Annotated in this window: 17 protein-coding genes; 9 read left to right on the forward strand and 8 right to left on the reverse strand. The window is 48.0% G+C overall.

Annotated features, from left to right (window positions below; all coding sequences use genetic code 11):
• Positions 1-309 precede the first annotated feature (309 nt).
• The 3 genes from ACO08I_RS23415 to ACO08I_RS23425 are packed head-to-tail and all read right to left on the reverse strand — an operon-like array spanning position 310 to position 2,651.
• Positions 310-1,179: an SDR family oxidoreductase gene (locus ACO08I_RS23415; RefSeq protein WP_421947279.1), complete on the reverse strand. Its 870-nt coding sequence runs from the start codon at positions 1,177-1,179 to the stop codon at positions 310-312.
• A 25-nt stretch (positions 1,180-1,204) separates the two neighbouring features.
• The gene (locus tag ACO08I_RS23420) at positions 1,205-1,780 is read right to left on the reverse strand and encodes a hypothetical protein (protein ID WP_421947280.1); all 576 of its coding nucleotides are present in this window, start codon (positions 1,778-1,780) and stop codon (positions 1,205-1,207) included.
• Positions 1,767-2,651, reverse strand: a complete 885-nt coding sequence (locus ACO08I_RS23425; protein ID WP_421947281.1) for a hypothetical protein — start codon at positions 2,649-2,651, stop codon at positions 1,767-1,769. Before ACO08I_RS23425 ends, ACO08I_RS23420 begins: the two co-directional genes overlap by 14 nt.
• 114 nt (positions 2,652-2,765) lie before the next feature.
• Between ACO08I_RS23425 and ACO08I_RS23430 the strand changes: the two genes are divergently transcribed.
• The gene (locus tag ACO08I_RS23430) at positions 2,766-3,206 is read left to right on the forward strand and encodes a winged helix-turn-helix transcriptional regulator (protein WP_421947282.1); all 441 of its coding nucleotides are present in this window, start codon (positions 2,766-2,768) and stop codon (positions 3,204-3,206) included.
• A gap of 212 nt (positions 3,207-3,418) precedes the next feature.
• On the opposite strand, the gene ACO08I_RS23435 is transcribed toward ACO08I_RS23430, so the two are convergent.
• Both ACO08I_RS23435 and ACO08I_RS23440 read right to left on the reverse strand, forming a co-directional pair.
• Positions 3,419-4,009: a carboxypeptidase regulatory-like domain-containing protein gene (locus ACO08I_RS23435; protein ID WP_421947283.1), complete on the reverse strand. Its 591-nt coding sequence runs from the start codon at positions 4,007-4,009 to the stop codon at positions 3,419-3,421.
• Positions 4,010-4,083: 74 nt separating this feature from the next.
• The gene (locus ACO08I_RS23440) at positions 4,084-7,845 is read right to left on the reverse strand and encodes a cohesin domain-containing protein (RefSeq protein WP_421947284.1); all 3,762 of its coding nucleotides are present in this window, start codon (positions 7,843-7,845) and stop codon (positions 4,084-4,086) included.
• Between the two features lie 193 nt (positions 7,846-8,038).
• On the opposite strand from ACO08I_RS23440, the gene ACO08I_RS23445 reads away from it, so the two are divergent.
• The gene (locus ACO08I_RS23445) at positions 8,039-9,481 is read left to right on the forward strand and encodes a hypothetical protein (protein ID WP_421947285.1); all 1,443 of its coding nucleotides are present in this window, start codon (positions 8,039-8,041) and stop codon (positions 9,479-9,481) included.
• 173 nt (positions 9,482-9,654) lie between these two features.
• Here ACO08I_RS23445 and ACO08I_RS23450 read toward each other — a convergent pair whose 3' ends face one another.
• Positions 9,655-10,023: a hypothetical protein gene (locus ACO08I_RS23450; protein ID WP_421947286.1), complete on the reverse strand. Its 369-nt coding sequence runs from the start codon at positions 10,021-10,023 to the stop codon at positions 9,655-9,657.
• 187 nt (positions 10,024-10,210) lie between these two features.
• On the opposite strand from ACO08I_RS23450, the gene ACO08I_RS23455 reads away from it, so the two are divergent.
• Complete coding sequence (locus tag ACO08I_RS23455; protein WP_421947287.1) at positions 10,211-10,651, forward strand: hypothetical protein; 441 nt, start codon at positions 10,211-10,213, stop codon at positions 10,649-10,651.
• On the opposite strand, the gene ACO08I_RS23460 is transcribed toward ACO08I_RS23455, so the two are convergent.
• Positions 10,595-11,734: a transposase gene (locus tag ACO08I_RS23460; protein ID WP_421947288.1), complete on the reverse strand. Its 1,140-nt coding sequence runs from the start codon at positions 11,732-11,734 to the stop codon at positions 10,595-10,597. The two genes, ACO08I_RS23455 and ACO08I_RS23460, sit on opposite strands and share 57 nt — an antisense overlap.
• A gap of 490 nt (positions 11,735-12,224) precedes the next feature.
• Between ACO08I_RS23460 and ACO08I_RS23465 the strand changes: the two genes are divergently transcribed.
• Positions 12,225-13,004, forward strand: a complete 780-nt coding sequence (locus ACO08I_RS23465; RefSeq protein WP_421947289.1) for a hypothetical protein — start codon at positions 12,225-12,227, stop codon at positions 13,002-13,004.
• 646 nt (positions 13,005-13,650) lie between these two features.
• Here the strand turns inward: ACO08I_RS23465 and ACO08I_RS23470 are convergent.
• A complete protein-coding gene (locus ACO08I_RS23470; RefSeq protein WP_421947290.1) occupies positions 13,651-13,782 on the reverse strand; it encodes a hypothetical protein in 132 nt (43 codons plus the stop codon).
• Between the two features lie 208 nt (positions 13,783-13,990).
• Here ACO08I_RS23470 and ACO08I_RS23475 point away from each other — a divergent pair, with 208 nt between their 5' ends.
• From ACO08I_RS23475 to ACO08I_RS23495, 5 genes are all read left to right on the forward strand, one after another.
• Positions 13,991-14,677, forward strand: coding sequence for a hypothetical protein (locus tag ACO08I_RS23475; protein ID WP_421947291.1), 687 nt, complete (start codon positions 13,991-13,993; stop codon positions 14,675-14,677).
• Positions 14,678-14,702: 25 nt separating this feature from the next.
• Entirely contained in the window at positions 14,703-15,338 is a 636-nt protein-coding gene (locus ACO08I_RS23480) for a hypothetical protein (RefSeq protein ID WP_044221961.1), read from the forward strand.
• A gap of 6 nt (positions 15,339-15,344) precedes the next feature.
• Positions 15,345-15,854 (forward strand): T9SS type A sorting domain-containing protein, encoded by a 510-nt coding sequence (locus tag ACO08I_RS23485; RefSeq protein ID WP_421947292.1) that lies wholly within the window; start codon positions 15,345-15,347, stop codon positions 15,852-15,854.
• 187 nt (positions 15,855-16,041) lie between these two features.
• A complete protein-coding gene (locus tag ACO08I_RS23490; protein WP_421947293.1) occupies positions 16,042-17,631 on the forward strand; it encodes a T9SS type A sorting domain-containing protein in 1,590 nt (529 codons plus the stop codon).
• A 115-nt stretch (positions 17,632-17,746) separates the two neighbouring features.
• Positions 17,747-18,628, forward strand: a complete 882-nt coding sequence (locus ACO08I_RS23495; RefSeq protein WP_421947294.1) for a T9SS type A sorting domain-containing protein — start codon at positions 17,747-17,749, stop codon at positions 18,626-18,628.
• Positions 18,629-18,781: the final 153 nt, after the last annotated feature.

The raw sequence follows: 18,781 nt of genomic DNA on the forward strand, positions 1-18,781 counted from the left end.
TACGAAGTCGGCTTCCCGTGGTGTGCTGTTGATACTAACATACGACTTCTATGAAGTCGTGCAGCTAATACCGTTTGTCTTACGCTTTCCCAAAGGCTACTCAATAATGGAAATTCACAGCGCCAGCCTGTTGCGACGGGATGGCGCTGTGTGGTTAATGGGAATACGAAGAAATATTGCCAGGGTTGTATTTTGAGAACGAATTCGCGTTAATTCATTCAGTTGTAGCCAATTAGAATATCGAAAACAAAAAAAATCACAAGAGCCGTAACCCTTTTGATTTTATACAATTAATCGAATTTTCAACGATTAGGCAGAAGCACCGGCAAGAATGGAATCCAATTGCATTTCTTTGAGGACACTATCTTGAATGGGTTGCGTCAATTCATTTATTTTGTCAACACCCCAAGTAATTCCAACTACAGTTCGTGTAGGACGTTTGCCAAAAGGCATTTCGGCTAACTTCAAATAGGCATCCACTACCCATTGTGGGTCTGGAGCATCTTCGCTCTGTAACATTTGAGCAAAGTTTTCGCCCATAGCTGTTGGGACTCCTGCCAATTCTCCATAAGAATCAAGTACTTCGGAATGTGCAGGAGCTTGACCAGATGCTAAAAGTCCTGTTCCAAAAGGTCCTGGTTCTACCATGACCACATCTACACCAAAAGGTGAAACCTCATAACGTAATGCTTGCGAGTAGCCCTCTAAGGCGTGTTTGGTTGCAGTATATGTACCAAAAAATGGTGGCGACATACGACCAACCAACGAAGAAGTATTGATAATTAAACCTGAACCTGCTTTACGCATAGAAGGTAATACAGCTTGCATCACTCTAATAGCTCCAAAATAATTGGTTTCCATTTGAAATTTTGCTTGCTCAACGCTGAATGCTTCGGTAATCCCCAAATACATAATACCTGCATTGTTGATGAGAATATCAACACTTCCTGCTTCTGCAAGAATAGTTGCCATAGCTTCTTTTACTGAAGCTTCATCGGTAACATCCATATCTACTACTTTTATATTGGTAGAATGGCTTTCCAAATCCGCTTTTGCATTGGCATTTTTACCATTTGGATTACGCATTGTTGCGTATACTTTATTGCCTTTATCGGCAAAATCTTTTGCAGCTTTCAGACCAAATCCGTTGCTGCTTCCTGTGATGATTATATTTTTCATATTTGAAATGTTTAAAGTTTAAAAATTAAATTGAGGCATACGTAAACGCCAAATAATTAAGTACCGATGCTGCGAGCCAGAATACAGAAAATACGATGCCGACATTTCTGCCATTTCTCGATACTTTAGGATGTTTGCCTAAGAAAGGAATACCTGCATGGTTGGCATTGACCAACATGAACATTACCGACATCACCAGTAGCAACAAGTGCAGAACAGCACGGTCATCCAACGGTAATTGCATGCCATAAACTGCACCGACTATAACGGATAGAAAAGCCAAAGATCCCTGTCGCTGTTCAAACAGCAACACAAAAATGTAATCCTCCGCTGCTGTTCGTTTTGCTTTTGGTGCGGCTGAAATCGCTGCATCCAACATTGCTATTTGATCTTTAGAAGTCAGATTATGACCGCTGCCTTTCGGCAAACCAGGTCCAAATAAAGGAAGTACATAATTAGCTATCCAGCGCGCCAGCAAGGGATACGCCACTTCCACCGAGTGAAGAATGCCGGGTGCAAAACCCAACGCCAAGGCAAGTATAGAAATTGAATTTTCAGTCATGATTGTTTTTTCGTTGCTGACAAGATTAAAATCCTCCAAACATTCCATTATTATTCGCCAGACCAGTTGTCGGAACTGGCTGAATGACATCCCAATGCTCCACAGCTTTTCCATTCTCAAAGCGTAGTAAATCATAGAAAACATTGGTCGTTCCGTTCCATTTTCCTTCACTTATGGTGAGTACAAAATTCCCTTCGCCCAACACTTTGTGAATTTTAGTGTATTGGAACATATTATTTTTTGAAGTGAGGTATTCTACGGCTTCGACGATTCCCGACAATCCATCTTTGATACCAGGATTGTGTTGGTCGTACTGTTCGGTGCTTATATAATCGGTAATCTTCTGTGGATTTTTACCCATGAGAATATCTTCAACCATAGCTTTTGCCAATGCCTTATTGGCATCCGTTTTATCTAAATCTGTTGGCGTTGTTGGTCCGTCTGTCTGTGTCCTTCCACTCGCAGTTTCTTTTACTAATGGAGTCATGGCATCCCAATGTTCGGCTACTTTGCCATTATCATCCAATCGAATAATATCGAACGATACCATCTCATCGGCACCAAACGGCTTGGCATTTCTCCAAATGTTGTGCATGAATACATAATTGCCATCCTGGAACATTCGGATATTTTCAGCAGTTGTTCCATTTTCTTGTAAAACAGGAAGCATTTGAATAAATGGCTCTAAACCTGTTGGGATAAATGGATTGTGCTGGATGTAATCGGCATTTGCCAATTCACGCATGGTGGTGGTGTCCCCTTTCATTACAGCACCTAAAAAAGTGCCTACAGTTTCTTTTTTACTCATTGTTGAATTTTTAGATTGTTGAATATCATCGCTTGCCGGTTTCGTCGAATTACAAGCTGTGATTAAGCCTGCAAACAATAGGATTGAAAAAATTTGCTTCATGATTAAAAATTAATTACTTTTGATTTGCAAGCAAAATTATATAAATTACTTTTGATTTGCAAGTAAAAATTCAATAAATTGCATTTTGCAAGTAAAAATTAACATATACTTAACATGGAACATAAATTTCGCTGTAATTGTCCGTTTACTTCAGCCTTGGATATCTTAGGTGACAAATGGACATTGGTTATCATAAAGCAGATGCTGGTAGAGGACATGGAAACCTTTAAGGACTTTGTTGAAAGTGATGAAGCTATTGCTACCAATATTCTTTCAACCAGACTCAAATTGCTGGAAGAGTTAGGGATTGTTATGAAAACAAAACGACCTGATAATAAAAAGACCAATCTTTATCTGTTGACCGAGAAGGGCTTAGCTTTAACCCCCATACTTGTAGAACTTGCAACTTGGAGCGATAGTTACCTCAGGGATGTTCATCCGACCATTGTAAATGGAGAAGCAATGGAATTACTACGGAAAGATAAAATGGCTTTTGCGAGTGCCTTGGAGAAAAAATACCGAGAAAAACTGGCTACAACAATGTATATGCGATAATGCTACCTAAGCGGTCGCACTACGCATATACGGACCGTTAGTTGAAGGAATTAACGTTAATTCGTTCAATTTAAGAGCTGCTCCATCCTGATTTACAGCAAAAACAGCCGGGCACAGTCGGCAAATCCTAAAAAAATAAGGGCAAGCCGCGCAGTTCAGTGCCAGCTTGCCCCTGAGGGATTAATGGGATTATAATAATGGGGTAGAGGCCCTTATGGGGCAAGGTTGCCTGTTTTTACCTGGTAAAAGTCGAAAGCAGGGGTATCGGTGTCTAAAAGCAGGGTCGAATTGCCATAGTTGATGCCTGAAAATGGGGTGTCAGGATTGATAAAACTGGCGTTTGTACGCAGGTACCGTACCGAAGGGCTGTTCTGGAAACTGTTATCAATACCAAGGATCAGCCGGCGCATCAGGACCAGGTCAAGTGTGGTCAGGCTACCACTGTTGTTGACATCCCCCGCCGCGTAAACAAATGGTGTTTCTGGTGGCTGTATTCCCAGAATAATTCGTGCCGCGATTACCACATCCAAGGTGGAAACGTCCTGCAGGTAGCTGACTTCCTGATTGTCCTGAGGCACAACGGTGTATTCCTGCCCGGTCGTGAGGTCACTGAAGGCATATGCACCTTGTGTATCGGTTGTATCCACTGCGATAAGCCCCTCATTCCAGTTGAGGAGATGCACCACGATACCGCTTACCGGGCTGTCATTCAGTCGGGTGATTTGGCCACTAATCGTAGCCGTTTGAGCATAGACGGTAGCTGAGCATAAACATAGCACTACCAGAGTTATGACATTTTTCATAATAGTCGGGTTTTAAAAGGGGCTGCCCGCCCGTAAGCAGGCAGCACCACTAATTCATCGAAAGGAAATTAAAACTATCGTGCAATCAGAATGCGATGAGTGGTCGCCCCCTCGCTGGTCAACACCTGTAGCAGGTACAAGCCTTCCGGCAAATGCTGCAGATTGACCTCAGACTGTCCGCCCTGGATTTGTTGTACGGTACGGCCATCAGTGGCCATCAGGCGGGCGCTTTCCAGTTGCGCACCCTCCACAAGGATTCTGATCTGACCACTGGCTGGATTAGGGAATGCACGTACATTAAACGCCTGAGCAGTTTCCTGTACATTCACCAGCCCATCCTTGACCACTCCTGAAGTAGGCAGCCCTTCCACTTGGAAGTCTAGCTCTGCAGCGTTGATCAGCCGTATATTCTCAATGTCAAAGTCGAGTGGATAGTCATTGCCCCGCATGAAAATGACGTCCTGAATGGTAATGTGCAGTTGGCCAATGGCACCGCTGCCTTCTGCGTTGAGGCCATCGGTACGGGTCAGGGCTACATCAATGCGGCCGTCGTCGTAGCGGTCTTTAGAAAGCCCGATCAGGTCTTCGTTGGTATTGCCAATCCACGATTCCAGGAAGGAAGCGGAGGCGCTGCCGGGCGCTACCGCGGAAGTGTCGTACACAATGGTGAACGCCAGGCCATAGACTTCGGGTACGGTCGTGCCAGGCTCGCCGAGCATAATATTGAAGGTAGCCGGGATGCCGAGGACCACTGTGTCCGGTTCGATATAGATGACGCCCGCCATGCTGCGGTTTTCATCTTCCGGCAGGAAGTTCACCTCCTCGCCCCAGTTGTTCACCAGCGCCAGGGTATCTGCCGCATCAATGAAGCCGTCGCCGTTGGTATCCAGGTGCTTGTAGTTGACGTTGGAGGTTGGTGTGGCGTTTTGCCAGCCTGGTGCTACCTGGGCTTCCCATACAATCGTTGGATTGGTCCGCTCCGGGCCGCCCGTACCAAAGCCAAGCCCGATATTGAGCAGGTCGAAGTGGGTCACCAGTCCATCTACATCGGTGTCGCCGGGCCAGACTTCGGGCTGCAGCACATCCACGGTGCCGTTTTGGAGGACAACGGGAAGGATGTTCTCAAGGTCTGTCACTTCAATATTGACCGGGGTGGGGGAGAAGGTCACCGGAGTGGGCCCCTGCAAGGTGTCGGCCCGCAGGCAAAGGGTGAATAGCGGTGCGCCATCCGGAAGGGTTACCGTATTGAGTCCAAGGTCGAACCAGGACATGGCAATAATACCTTCGTCTGTAAGATTAAGGTTGAAGTCTGTTGCCGGATTCAGCCCGGGTAGGTTGCCGGCTAATATCAGAGTGTCAAAGCTGAGCCGGTCTTCGTCCCAGTTGATGGATAGCTGTACAGTGCCAACTTCCGTGAAATTTTCAACGGTCACGTCAAGGCAAACCACCTCACCAGTGTCCACCATAGCGCTACCGATCTGCAGGGTCACATCATCCAGCCCACCGGAGCCCTGTATGAAAGCCCCGCCGTTGACCGGTGTGAATTCAATACCTTCTACATTCTCCAGCAGGAAAGGGTGAATGGACGCATTGAAGCTAATTCCGGTGGAGCTGCCCGGATCGCCAGTTGCATCGAAACACAATTCAAAGAGCACATCTCCGTCTTCAACAAAAATGGCATCAGGTGCGGTAGCATTCCAAATCAGGCTCAGTTGCCCAATATCCGAATCGCTGTCATCAATGGTGAAGGTGGCCGCATCGCCAAGAACGCCACCTGTAACCCCGGTATAGCTGAGTATACCTGGCAGCCAAGCCACTCCAGCCTCAAAACTAGTGACTTCAGCTGTACCTGAGACGGTTACCGGTACGCAGAAGTTAGTATTGGTATTCACTACCGCTTCGCCAATCGTCACGGTAGCGGAATTTCCTGAACCGCCGCAATTCGGTGTTATCGGAGCGGGGCTGTAGGTTGCACCTGCTGCATCTGTGATCGTGAGGCTGTAGGCAAGATTATCCGGTACATTTTCTAAAGTTGAAAAGAGAGAGTCCTGCTCCACGAATCCCGTACTCCATTCAAAAGTGTAGGGCGGTACCCCACCACTCCATACGGCACAGGATATGGAAGCCAAAAAAGAACCATCCGGGAATCCGGTGCAACTGATGGAATGGCCGGTTAGAAATTCACCCGTAACCGCGCAACTGCCATCCTCAAAGGTAGCCGCTACCTCAGTACCGCTTTCCAGGTAGCTGACCAAGATGCTGTCATCAAAAGCAATATCAGTTTGGCTGCCTTCAGGGCCTACCGCATCGAAGCAGATTTCAAAGAGCGTAGCATCCTCCTGTACCGGCAGGCCTTCCGGGATGTCGATATCCCACTGCACGGTCAGGTGTCCGTTGCCGGTTTGAGAAAGGTCAAGCCCATCGTCGAGCAGGGCGGTCAGTGCTCCTTCATTGACGCCTGTAAAGGACAGGACATCAGTCGACCAGGTCAGTGCAAAATCCAGCCGGGAAATGGGCGGGACCTCGCTCGCTTTGACCGGGATACAGATGGAACCGCCCTCGGCTACCGTTTCATTGCCAACGTAAATGGTGGGGTCTCCTCCCGTGCCCGGGCAATCGGGCGTAGCCGGCCCCGGAATACTCGTACAGCCGTTCGCATCTGTAATCGTTACGGAATAGGACTGATCGGGGCTCACGCCGGCAAGCGTACTAATGATTTCATCGGTGGTCTCTGTAAAGCCGGTGTTCCACTCAAACGTGTAAGGCGTTTGACCGTCTGACCACACGGCGCAGGAAATATCCACAATCGTGCTGCCATCCGGCATTATGGTGCATTCATAGGCGTAGCTGGTAATCAGCTCTTCGTCCTCAAGGGCAATACCTATCGCAAAATCGCAGCCGGTATTGGCATCCGTAACGGTAAGGCTATAGCTGCCTGCTGGTAAGTTAGAAATGCTGTGAGCGTCCGTCTGCCCGGTACTCCAAATGAAATCATAAGCTCCGGAGCCGCCTGCCACCAGTACCTGAATAGCGCCGTCACTGTTGCTACAGGTAGGTGGGGTCAGAACGACATTGCTGACGCTGATGCCCTCCTCAGGGGTCACGTTGAATAAGCCGGAAACTTCATCGCCGTTCATATCAGATACGATGAGTTCGTATAATCCGGCAGGGGCATTCGTGAAATCGGCGCCACTGCCAACCGTGGCATTGCCCTGCATCCAGGAATAGGTGTAGGGCGGCGTGCCACCAGCTACAACAACTGAAAGGTTACTGCCGGTAGTGCAGTCGCCCAGGTCCTGGCAGGCACTGGCAAACCTAACCGGCTCGGAGAAACCATCTTCTATGGACACTCCGCCTCCCAGCAGGCTGAAGCTGGGCAATATTTCAGAATTGCCCAATACGATTTCTGTGTTGGTGATATCACTGGCCGAAACGAATTGAAATCCACCATAGCCATCGTCTCCGATGACTTCGAAGCAAAAATCGAATATTGCGGTGCCGTCCATCAAATTCAGACCGGTAAAGTCCGTATTGAACCAGGCAAAAGTAGCTCGGCCTTCCCCAATAAGTTCGCCTTCCAGGTTAAAGTCCTCAGGGATTAGCCCAGGCAGGTTAAAATTAGAAATTTCTATAAAGTCAAGTCGGGTGGTGTCCCATTCGAAAGCCGTTTGTACGGCCAGGATGTCTTCAAAGTTATTCACGCGCACGGACAAACAGACCGTATCGCCAGGCGTGGCGGTCTGACTGTCGATGAGCAGGTTAAAGCAGTTTTGCTGGGCATTGAGGGCAAAGGTGCTGAGCACAAGCGCGGCTATGCCTAAGATCATTTTTTTCATGGAGATACTAGTTTTGTCTTTTTTCCGCAGGAGTATCCCGCGGGCGTTCCTGGAATTATTACGATACAAATGTAGCGGTACCCTACCCCGGAAAAAAGTACATTATTCTTCAATTATAGATTTTTGAGGCTGGTCATAGATATTAAAGTGCTTGTTTTTACTAGCTTAGCGTTAGTGAAATATAGATTTTAAGATGCAGCAATCTAAGTTAATCGATCTGCTACGGAGCTTTGATGCCAGAGAAACGGCCCGTTTTCGGGAGCTGGCAGCCTCTCCATTTTTCAATAAGAACCAAAAGATACGGGCTTTGCTGGACTTTTGCCTGGACTTTGGGCCGGATTACGATGCAGAAGAGCTGGACAAGCGGGCCGCCTACCGCCATATTTACAAGCAGGAAGAATATGAGGAGCTACGCATCAACAACCTACTGTCGGACACCCTACAGCTAGGCTATCAGTTACTGGCCCAACTGGAACTGGAAGCCCGGAGCCCTTTTCAAAAGCGCCTGGAGCTAGAGGCCCTGCTTGACCGGCGGGCCGAAAAGCACTTGCGGCACAGTACGCAGCGGCTGCAACAGCTTACCGAGCGCCTGCCCCACCGGTCCCATCACTATCAGCACGAGCGCTATGAGATGGCACAGTTGCTGGACCGCTTTGCGCTGCAGCGTAACCCCCGACGCTTTACGCCCCACCTGCAGCACCAAAGCGATGCTCTTGACCGCTACTACTGGTGCAACAAACTCCGCCTGGCTTGCGATATGGCCAGCCGCAACCGGGCGATTAATGCAACCTACACCTGCCATTTTCTGGACGAGCTATTGAGTTTATTCCGGCAACAACCGCCGTTACTGGCAGAATCACCGGCCCTGCAGACCTACTATCAGGCGCTTATGATGCTGAGTTCGGAAGAGGAAGCCCACTATCGGTCGCTGCGGCAACTGCTCAGTCAGCATCATAGCGTTTTTACGCTGGAAGAGCTGCAGGATTTATACGACTACGCCCAGAACTACTGCGTCAAGCGCATCAACTCCGGAGAAGCCGCTTTCTACCGGGATATTTTGGACCTTTACAAGGAAATGCTGGACCGCAGAGTGCTCCTGCGGCAGGGCTACCTCACGCAGTGGAGCTACATCAACATCGTCACTGCCGGTATCCGCCTCAAGGAATTCAAGTGGACCGAAGATTTCATCTACACTTACCGGTCTCAGCTGGCGCCGGAGGTACAGGAAAACGTCTTCACCTACAACCTGGCCGCCCTGCAGTTTGAACGTGCTCAGTATCAGGAAGCCCTGCAAACCCTTCAGGGTGTCGAGTTTTCTGACGCTTTCTACCACATGGCCGCCAAGATGATACAGCTCAAAAGCTACTACGAACTACAGGAGGAGGAAGCGCTCTACGCCCTGTTGGAAGCGTCCCGCAAGTACATCAAGCGCAACCGGCAGCTTTCCACCTATCAGAAACAATCCAACGGCAACTTCCTCAAGATGATCGCCCGACTGCAAAAACTGCGCAGCCGTCAGGCACAGTACGGCAGCGCCCCCCCGGACAACCTGAATGACCTGCTGCACCGCATCGATGCTCAGCCCGAGCTGGCAAACCGGAGCTGGCTGCGGCGGAAGGTGAGCTTGCTGGCGTAGCGCTTGAGCCCGGGCCTTTCCAGGCGCTCTGCCTAAGCTTCGCCGAGCCCTGCTGGTGTAGAGCTTAAGCCAGGGCTTCTCCAAGAGCCTTGCTCCAGCTTTTCTTGAGCAACCCCGCCAAATCCCGGTAAAAACCGGGACCCGACATGAGCCCTTGCCCAGAGGTAGCCTACCTACAAAATGTTAACCAGCCGCTCCTCCGAGCCTTGCTCAACAGCCCCACACCTTCTGCGCAGCCACAGCAAACCCATTGTAACCCGCGTCCCTGAATCACCAAGCTTTGTACTACTTACAATGTTTTTTTGATAAAAAAGCTCAAAAATTTGGAAATATTGCGGGGGGGGGTAAATTTGATCATCGCTCAAATATAAAAGCACATAATAAAACGGGAATTGGATTTTTTGCAGTATTAGTGTTGCTTGCAGCACGCTCTGTTGTTCGGGCGCTCCGTTCATTTCGACTAATTGCACTAGGGTTTTTAAAGTTTTTGTACGGGTAAAGGCTACGATTTCAGCGTTCAAAATTGAAGTTGCACCGGTCATGCTTGTCTAGTGGATTGAGCCGTAGATGCTTAACGGTTAACGCATAGCACCAGTTGGGCGAAACATAGATAAACCATTTTATTCAGCGGGAGATTAGGAAAGTACTCGCTTTAGAAAACTGCTATTCCAGGGAGAAAAATCTGTAGATACCGAAAATCCCAAAAAGAGTAGGTATCAAATTAAAACTATGCTATGTATCAAAAAAGTAATTGATTTAACACCAAGGATGGCGTTGTGGATTATTTTCTCTACAATCCTTCTATTAGTTGGAGGATGTAAAGGATGTACTCCAGAACAGATTGCCGAGAACCTAGACAATGGAAACGATGATCCAGAGATTTTGATTATAGAGACCTGGGGGACAGAAGTGAGAAATGCGCTTTCTTCGAGTGCAGCCTCTGTATCGCGTGGATTTGGTTATGATTGCTTAGGAAGTTCTAACTTTGTAGCACGGGTAAACATTGAGGTACGAACGGCTTCCTTAGTGAACGAGCAAATAATTGTTGACCCTACTCCGTATTTTGACGACATCTTTCTTAACGTTTCATTTTTTACAATAGTCCGTGGCAAATCAGGCTGCAATTTTGCCTATAGCCCTGAAGCGCTCGCGGATGGAATTAATTTTTGAAAGCTGTGCGCCGATGCCGAACGTGGCAATAAATCGGTCCAGCAATAAATCGTTGGCATACTGGGTTTTAACGTCTGCCATAGAAAACGCTTTGCGTTCCTGCGGCGGGGCGCTGAGGTAGTATGCTGCTTTAGCAAGCGATACGGCTGTGAGGGCCGTGTTGAGATGGAAGTGCAGCTTTTGCGGACTGCGTGCCTGGCAGTGGGCCAGCCCTGCATGTTGCTTGCCATCCCTGTACAGGAACTCAATCTGAAAGCGGCACTGATAAGCGTGCAGTACCTCTGCGCCATCCATGCCCGTATCGGTGCAGGCATAAATCTTCGCGGATTTTACTTGCCCCTGATCGTCCAAGTGATGTACGATGACAACTTTAGCGTTGCGCTTCCAAGACTGTACATTTACAGTGGCCTGGTAAGCAACCCACGAACCGTCTTCTGCTTGTGCGCATGGCGTGAAATGGTCTTCGCGAAGGGCATAAGGATTGATCCGGCCGTCATATGTTTTAGGGCGCCCCCTTCTTCTTTTCAGCCTTGGCCCATTATAAAGGTAGCGCAGCCTTGCATCCTTGCGCAGGCGGGTGATCAGTTGGAAACCTTCGCCAAGCAGCGTATCCACGAAAGGCTCCCTGGCGAAATAGGCATCCGCAGTGACATACTTGGAAAGCCTCAACAGGGCTTCTTTGCGCTCACAAAGGATACGGGCATAGAAAGCAAGCTGCGATTCCCCCTCTTTCAGGCCTACTGTCTGGACGGCTTCGAGATGGAGGGCTGCTTTGTCCGCCAGGTCCACAGCAGCTATACCCGAAAACTCCAGGCCGCGCAGCTCGCGGCCGGCGCAGCCAGAGTAGAAGTAGCCTATACCCGCTGTATGCTTGCCGCTCTTTGGTACAAAGCAAGGGTCAAAAGCAATAGCCAAGTGCTGCCCAAGCTGCTGCGAAGCCAGCTCAGCATTGAACTCCAGCCAACCGAAGGGGCGGGCGAAGTTCTGACGGTAGGTATCTTCCCCGTATTCGCCCCAGCGCGAAAGGTTGGTGAAGTTGTACCGGCCTCGCACAGCTAGCCATAATGGAAACAAGTGCAGCATAAATCGGTATTGCCAACGGTTATTTGTAGAAATTTTTCGTAATATTTGTTCCGTGAGTGCTTTGACGCTCATAGGGGCAAAGTTGGTTTGAGTGTGTAGGAACTCCCAAATTACAACTTTCCCCTTTTTTATGCCTATGCGTCATTTTCCCCACGGACTATTGTTTTTAACAACACGGGTTTTAATGATGGAACGCAAATAGAAATATCTGTACCTGAAACAGGAGGATATGCTCTTTTTTATGAGGTGGAACTTAGCCAATGTTCAATTTGTTGCCATGGTACTTCAGATAAACAGTGTGGCGACGATAAGAGTAACGGAAAATGCGAGGCAGGCTTACCTAGACTGCAATATGAAAGGGTTTTTACAACCGAAAACAGACCACCTCCAAACTTTAATTTCGAACTTGAGACTTCTGGTTTTGTAGTGAGACAATGTATTTGTGGCTGTGATGTAGATTGCTAATTTGTTAACCAAAAATTAAAAAATCATGAATAATTTTATATCAAATTCAACTGTTGTTGCCGCATTACTTGTGACATTAGTGATGATTTCCTGCAACAAACCTACTGAGCGACAAGTAGAAATCGGTCAAATAATAGACCCTGCTGAAGTTGAATTCAGATCAATTGAGGACATCTCTATTGATGATGTAGAAGGATATTTAGTTGTTGAATTGATAGGCCGAATAGGCTCATGTGATCACAGCGAGTTGACTTTTTTTGGAAGTTTTGATAATAAAACTGATGAAGCGGGAAATCTTTTTGTAGAAGGTTTGGGGCTAGACAAAGTGGAGGATGGAGAAAGTGTTCGTTACCTTAAAACGGTTTCAGGCTCAAGCTTTGATATCAATCAAATAACTGATACAGAATCCATACTTTGTGTTTTAGAATCTGAAATACCAAGCAAATATGCTTCGTTCTCGGAATCATTTAGTTTCCCTTCAAGTTTATGCGCCGAATCTTCTATTGGAGACAGCGAGACTTTATCCAAAAACAGCGATTTAGTTTTAACATGGGAAACTGATGAAAAGACTGATGTACTGTATGTCTCTATTTGCACACCGGGACTACCTTGCATTATCAAAGAATTCAAGGATACTGGCAGCGCTACAATTCCAAGCGAAGAATTCTCTAATTTCCTTAGTGGAGAAAGAGTTTTTCTATATATGGGAAGAGGGATTGGCAGTATAATTGAGCAATCAAATGGAATAAATATTGGGGTAATTCGGGTGCAATGGTCGAATTATCCAGGTTTGAAAGTTGAATGATGAACTTGTGGTACTCGCCCAACAAAGCCTACTTGCCTATGCCTCCATTCGTTGGCACGGCAGGTAACCGGGCCGTTAAGAGGTCAGTCGTGAAAGGACTATCAAATATTTCAGTCTAGTCGCACGAGGAAGTTGCGCATGAACTGGTACTACCCGAAAATAAAACGGGCAATAGATAGGGCATCCTCAAAAAGTCTGATAGCCCCTTTATCCCTTTATGGGAGAACCTGCCGGATCCCGGGAAAGACCGGGAGAAAGCTTCCCGACAGGAGCTCTTGGCTTGCTGGTGTAGAGCTTCAGCCAGGTCATTTCCAGGAGCTTTGCCCCAGCTTCGCCGAGCCCTGCTGGTGTAGCGCTTAATCCAGAACCCATGCTAAGAGCTCTGCCCCAGCTTCATCCTGGGAAACCTGCCGGATCCCGGTAAAACCCGGGACCCGACAGGAGCCCTTGCCCAGAGGTAGTCTACCTGCAAAATGTTAACCAGCCGCTCCCCCGGGCCGTGCTCAGTAGCCCCGCACCTTCTGCACGGTCACAGCAAACCCATTGTAACCCGCGTCCCTGAATCACCAAGCTTTGTACTACTTACAATGTTTTTTTGATAAAAAAGCTCAAAAATTTGGAAATATTGCGGGGGGGGTAAATTTGATCATCGCTCAAATATAAAAGCACATAATAAAACAAGAATTGAATTTTTTGCAGTATTTGTGTTGCTTGCAGCACGCTGTGCCGTTGGGGCGCTCCGTTCATTTTGATTAATTGCACCAGGTTTTTTATTCATGTTTTTGCACGACTAACCGGCTACAAGTCCGGCATTAAAAGATGGTTATGTATCCTGTGTACAGATTAGTACCTGGCCGTTCTATGCCTAATGGTGATGGCCGCTGTTGTTGTATTGAATACCGTCACCGGTGCGCCGGAAGTGCAAAAAAGTCAGTTTTGAATGAAAACGTTAAGCGTAGCTATTTCAAACCAAAATATCATGTAGTATGAAAAAATCACTGTTGAATTTGCTCTACCTTCGTTTAGCATGTCAAAAGATTTTGTGCGGATTTTGCATGGTAGGTCTCGTGTTGCTGGCCACTTCCCAAAAAGGTTACACCCAGTGCAGTGTATACCCTAATCTTTTAACCGCCAATTTGAATAGCGCTAATTCGACGCTATCCATATCTGAGATAAGTTGTGAACCTTGCCGGGTTGGAGTTGGCGAGAACCGCAACAGATGCATCTGCCGGGAGGATTGTAAGCGCATGATTCCCCCGGAAAGTCTTATTGATGAAATACAAAATGATTGTATCGAAGATTGTGCAGATGAGTTCCCTAATGATCCTAATTCATATCACCATTGTTTAGGTTATTGTGATGAATTGCCTTTTCAGGATTATTATGACTGTTTATCAGACTGTGGTAACTATAGTCAGTTGAGGCGCCCTGTAGAATATGAATATCGGATAGGTGTATGGTATGCCACTGGATTCGTACCTTCATTTACTGGGGATCCTGACGAAATATTTCAAAGTGAAAATAACGGCGCTCCTCCGGAAACAATAAGTGTATCTTTGATGAATACTCCATCAGGAAGTTATAGTTATTGTTACTTCACATTCTTGGAAATCTCCTACGACGATGGCACCTGCTGTCACTTCATCAATGCAGAGTGCGTATCTATTGGTTAATTTACTAATTTAAAACCCACAAAACATGAAAAAGATAACACTTCTGGCAGCACTCGCCATACTGATGCTTGCCGCTTGTGAAAAGGACACCGTGAATACTGCTGGGAACAACTCCAACGGTGAACTGGCAAATCTGACGATCGGCATTGTGAGAGATTACCTGCCGTTGGATTTGGTCAGGCAAAACAGCACAGTAGTCTTTAAGAATGCCGATGGAGAAGAAAAAAAGCTTCAGATTCACTGGCTGGAAGAAGAAAAGGAGAAGGCATACGGCAACCGTACTTACGAATCAGAGCACATTGCCATCTGGTATTTGGACGAAAGTGACCGGACTTACCAATTGAAAACCATTGCATCAGCAAACTATACGGAAGGAGGAGCCAATGAGTTCGTCACGAGCTTGATAAACACAACAGTTAATAATGGTCTTTCTACTGCTTTATCTTCGATATCCATATCAGCCGACAAGTCGCCCTTGATGTGTGACTTGTTGCCATCAGTCGATATTCTGGGCAAGACTTTCGCAGACGTTTACACCAGCGGGGTGGTTTTGGAGGATGTCACCTCTTTTTCCCGGCTATACTACACGATAGAGCTGGGTGTCGTAGGCTTCGAAGGCTGGGAGGGAGAAATGTGGGTGCTGGACCGTTTTGAGGAATAGAAACTGATGAAAACCCACAAGGAGGTGGATATTGCCCGGATCAGTCAGGGCAAAGGGTGGCATGAACTGGGCGAAGCAGAGCTGAAAGCCCTGGAGGGCATCGCTTACTACGGGAGCACTGGGGCAGGAGTCCGCGCCCAGAACATCCTGAATGCCTTTTACGGGTCGGGGCACTACCACGAGCCCATTCTCCCTACTGGCCTACAAGCTCTATCCACACCGGGCAGTAACCGGGCTGAAACCACGAAAGCGCCCAAAGTGCCGGCTCAGGTACAGGCATTTCCTAACCCTGCCCGGCAGTCGGTCACCTTCCGGTGTACTTTGCCGGAAGGCACGGAACAGGCGGAGCTTAGCATACAAGACGTAAACGGGCAGACAATAGCCGTGCTGCCCATCGTGCCGGGACAGGCGACGGCCTCCTGGGACAGCCGGCTTTACCCCGCCGGGCTGTACTTTTATACCCTTCACCTGCCCAATCATCGTTTAGCGACCCAAAAATTGGTTATCTTACGGTAGGTTAGAGCATCCCCCCGGCGCAAGCACTGTCCGACATAGTTATACAACGCCAGTACTGGCCCGTATGGGAAGTCGGTACTTTCGCCGGGGGTACTCTGGTTTGACAAATGCAATCTGCTGTACATATTCATCACATTGTCAGGCGCTCAAAGCCCTCAATGTTCATTATTTTGCTGAAAATTGCCCTATGCTACTAAGAATACTCCTGATTTTATTGATCCTCAGCAGCGCTTCCTTGCTGCCTGCACAGGAGGAGTCTTTCAATAAGCGCTATTACTTTGGTTATGCTGCGGCCATTATCAATGGGGTCTACCCTACAGACAGCTGCATTTACATCACGGGGCTGGCCGCTGATACTATACCGCCCTTTTATCCTTCAGGCTTGTTTTTTGCTAAGCTGGACCTGAATGGGGAAGTCGAACATACAGCTTTTGCCCATCCGGAAGGGCAGATTATTGAAAACTGGAGAGGTGGGCTGAAGGCATTTGGTGAAGGTTTCCTTACCAGCGCTATGATAAGAGATACCAATTTTAGGGCTGCTTTGCTTTTCTTAAATTCAACAGGGCAAATTGCTAATGTAATTGATTTTCAGAGCTTTTTTCCTCCACATGACCAATCTTTCTTAACTACCTATGAACCCATAATTGGCGTCAATTCTACAATACTATTGCCTACCTATGACCGTAATCCTCAGGGAATTAATAACACAGAAACGGTACTCCAATTGTTTAGTAAAGAGGGGGAATTAATTTGGCGGAATAATTTTGGTGCTTTTGATTTGTGGGATGCGCCAGTTTCTGCAAGTGCTGTAGACAGTTTTTTTGTAATAGGAGAGTTACATGCCAATTTTAATAAAGTCAACAAGAATTATACTTACCAACACCACATCTACGCCATCGACACCCTCGGTAACGTCCAATGGAACTACCTCAGCCCGGTTGATGAGCTGCTGAGCGAACAAATGGCGATCCACGCGGAGCCGGACGGCAGCGTCATTGCCGCCTGCTTCAAAGGCGAAGAGTTTTCTGTGAATGCGGTTTCGGGGGCGATCAACTGGAGCCCGGCCTACATCTACAAGCTCAACCCGCAGCATCAGTTGGAGTGGGAAGTGGAGTTTCATGAGCCTTTTCCAACTATGTTCGGTAGCAGCCTCACGAAAATCATTAAAGCTTCAGATGGGACTGGGTACCTAGCTGCCGGGAATATCCACCGTGTAATTTCATTTCAGCCCCCTAATGCCGATTCAGACGGGTGGTTGGTTAAGGTTTCTCCAGAGGGCGATAGCCTTTGGAGTCGCCACTACCGTTTCTTTGAGGAAGGAGTGGATGGAGAAACACACGAAATATTTGAATTAAAAGAAATGCCCGGCGGCGGCTACATCATGGGCGGGCAGACCATATACGGCAATGAGCCTTCCGGGCCCATACAGCGCGGCTGGCTGCTGCGGGTGGATGAAGAAGGCTGCCTTGTGCCCGGCTGCCACCTGGTCAGTACGGAGGAGGAGGCTGCTGCCCCGGCCCTGTCGCTCCACCTCTATCCCAACCCGGCGCAGGAGTACCTCTATGTGCTGCTCCGGGATGCGGGCATTGTCCACCGCCGGGGCGCTACTCTGCAACTGCTAGACCTGCAGGGGCGCATCCTGCAGTCGCACCCCGTCGGCCGCATTGATGAGGTGACCAGCATACTGCCGGTTCGGGGCCTGCCTGCCGGCGCCTACGTGCTGCGCTATATAGCGGACGGTCAGGTTTTGGCGGCGGAGCGGGTGGTGGTGCGGTAGAAAAAATCGTTTTGCAGTTTACCTTACCTACTACCGCAGGGCACATTTAGGAATCCTGCACCGCATGAGCTAAATTGACATTGTCGTTTATCATCAGACCATTTAAACATAAAATATGAAAAAGACAACATACGCCTACTCGCTATCGACCCTGCTTCTTTTTGTACTTATCGCACCTAATCAGGTGATGGGGCAGACATTCGTTAGCCCTTCCAATAAATGGTACATAGACGACTGTTATGTCGCTCCTTTACAGATGACGACTATTTGCGATACAAAAAGCTATTGGTTTGAAGACACTGTGACCATCGATTCAACGGTTTACTATGAGCTGCGAACCAATGATCCCGATCCTGTCTTTGAAGTGGGGGCCTACTACCGGGAGGAAGCCGGTGTTGTTTTCATGAAAATGGATGACAACACAGAAGAATTTGCCATCTATGACTTCAATCTGGAAGTAGGCGACCTGTTCCTCATTGACGATTCCAATAACAGCATAGAACTGGAGGTCTTGTCCATAGATTCGGTGACCCTCATTTCCGGGGAAAAGCGGAAAAGGCTGGAAATGGCATTTGCAATATCTCCCCCCCGCACCACCTACTGGATTGAAGGCGTGGGGGGTGCATCGTCGCCAATGAACCCTATATATACCTTTTTCTTAGACACCTGGGTGGAATTGAACTGCTTCCATCAGGACGACATGGTGGAATGGCAGCTGGGGGATTGTATGTTGACGAATACCAAAACTGAAGAGGTACCTGCGGAGGCGATTACATGTTATCCCAACCCAGCTACCGATGCGCTTTTTCTTTCGACTCCCCGTGATCACCTTATCGACCGGGTGGCCATTTTTAACCTGGATGGGAGGCCTGTTGCAGAAACTATATTGCAGGGTGGCCAACCCCTATCTGTGCGGGAGCTTTCAAAGGGGATATATGTCGTCGCCATTATTTTTGAAGATGGGTCTACTGGACGGGCAAGGTTCGTGAAACAGTAGTGTACAGAAAGGGGAAAGTGCCAGGCTGTGATTAGGCTCGAAGTATGGTTACCGTGCGGCACCTACTCAGGCGGTGATTGTGGAATCGCAGCCCGAGTAGAACGGGCGTCCGGTCGCAGCTCCAAAGCCGCCACCGGACTTCAAATAATGAAG

It is taken from the genome of Phaeodactylibacter xiamenensis, assembly GCF_965229835.1.
GTDB lineage: Bacteria > Bacteroidota > Bacteroidia > Chitinophagales > Saprospiraceae > Phaeodactylibacter > Phaeodactylibacter xiamenensis.

Coding starts and splice junctions, on each gene's coding strand:
- ACO08I_RS23415 (WP_421947279.1), bottom strand. CDS start 1,179: ATGAAAAATATAATCATCACAGGAAGCAGCAACGGATTTGGTCTGAAA.
- ACO08I_RS23425 (WP_421947281.1), bottom strand. CDS start 2,651: ATGAAGCAAATTTTTTCAATCCTATTGTTTGCAGGCTTAATCACAGCT.
- ACO08I_RS23430 (WP_421947282.1), top strand. CDS start 2,766: ATGGAACATAAATTTCGCTGTAATTGTCCGTTTACTTCAGCCTTGGAT.
- ACO08I_RS23435 (WP_421947283.1), bottom strand. CDS start 4,009: ATGAAAAATGTCATAACTCTGGTAGTGCTATGTTTATGCTCAGCTACC.
- ACO08I_RS23440 (WP_421947284.1), bottom strand. CDS start 7,845: ATGAAAAAAATGATCTTAGGCATAGCCGCGCTTGTGCTCAGCACCTTT.
- ACO08I_RS23445 (WP_421947285.1), top strand. CDS start 8,039: ATGCAGCAATCTAAGTTAATCGATCTGCTACGGAGCTTTGATGCCAGA.
- ACO08I_RS23450 (WP_421947286.1), bottom strand. CDS start 10,023: ATGACCGGTGCAACTTCAATTTTGAACGCTGAAATCGTAGCCTTTACC.
- ACO08I_RS23455 (WP_421947287.1), top strand. CDS start 10,211: ATGCTATGTATCAAAAAAGTAATTGATTTAACACCAAGGATGGCGTTG.
- ACO08I_RS23460 (WP_421947288.1), bottom strand. CDS start 11,734: ATGCTGCACTTGTTTCCATTATGGCTAGCTGTGCGAGGCCGGTACAAC.
- ACO08I_RS23465 (WP_421947289.1), top strand. CDS start 12,225: ATGAATAATTTTATATCAAATTCAACTGTTGTTGCCGCATTACTTGTG.
- ACO08I_RS23470 (WP_421947290.1), bottom strand. CDS start 13,782: ATGAATAAAAAACCTGGTGCAATTAATCAAAATGAACGGAGCGCCCCA.
- ACO08I_RS23475 (WP_421947291.1), top strand. CDS start 13,991: ATGAAAAAATCACTGTTGAATTTGCTCTACCTTCGTTTAGCATGTCAA.
- ACO08I_RS23480 (WP_044221961.1), top strand. CDS start 14,703: ATGAAAAAGATAACACTTCTGGCAGCACTCGCCATACTGATGCTTGCC.
- ACO08I_RS23485 (WP_421947292.1), top strand. CDS start 15,345: ATGAAAACCCACAAGGAGGTGGATATTGCCCGGATCAGTCAGGGCAAA.
- ACO08I_RS23490 (WP_421947293.1), top strand. CDS start 16,042: ATGCTACTAAGAATACTCCTGATTTTATTGATCCTCAGCAGCGCTTCC.
- ACO08I_RS23495 (WP_421947294.1), top strand. CDS start 17,747: ATGAAAAAGACAACATACGCCTACTCGCTATCGACCCTGCTTCTTTTT.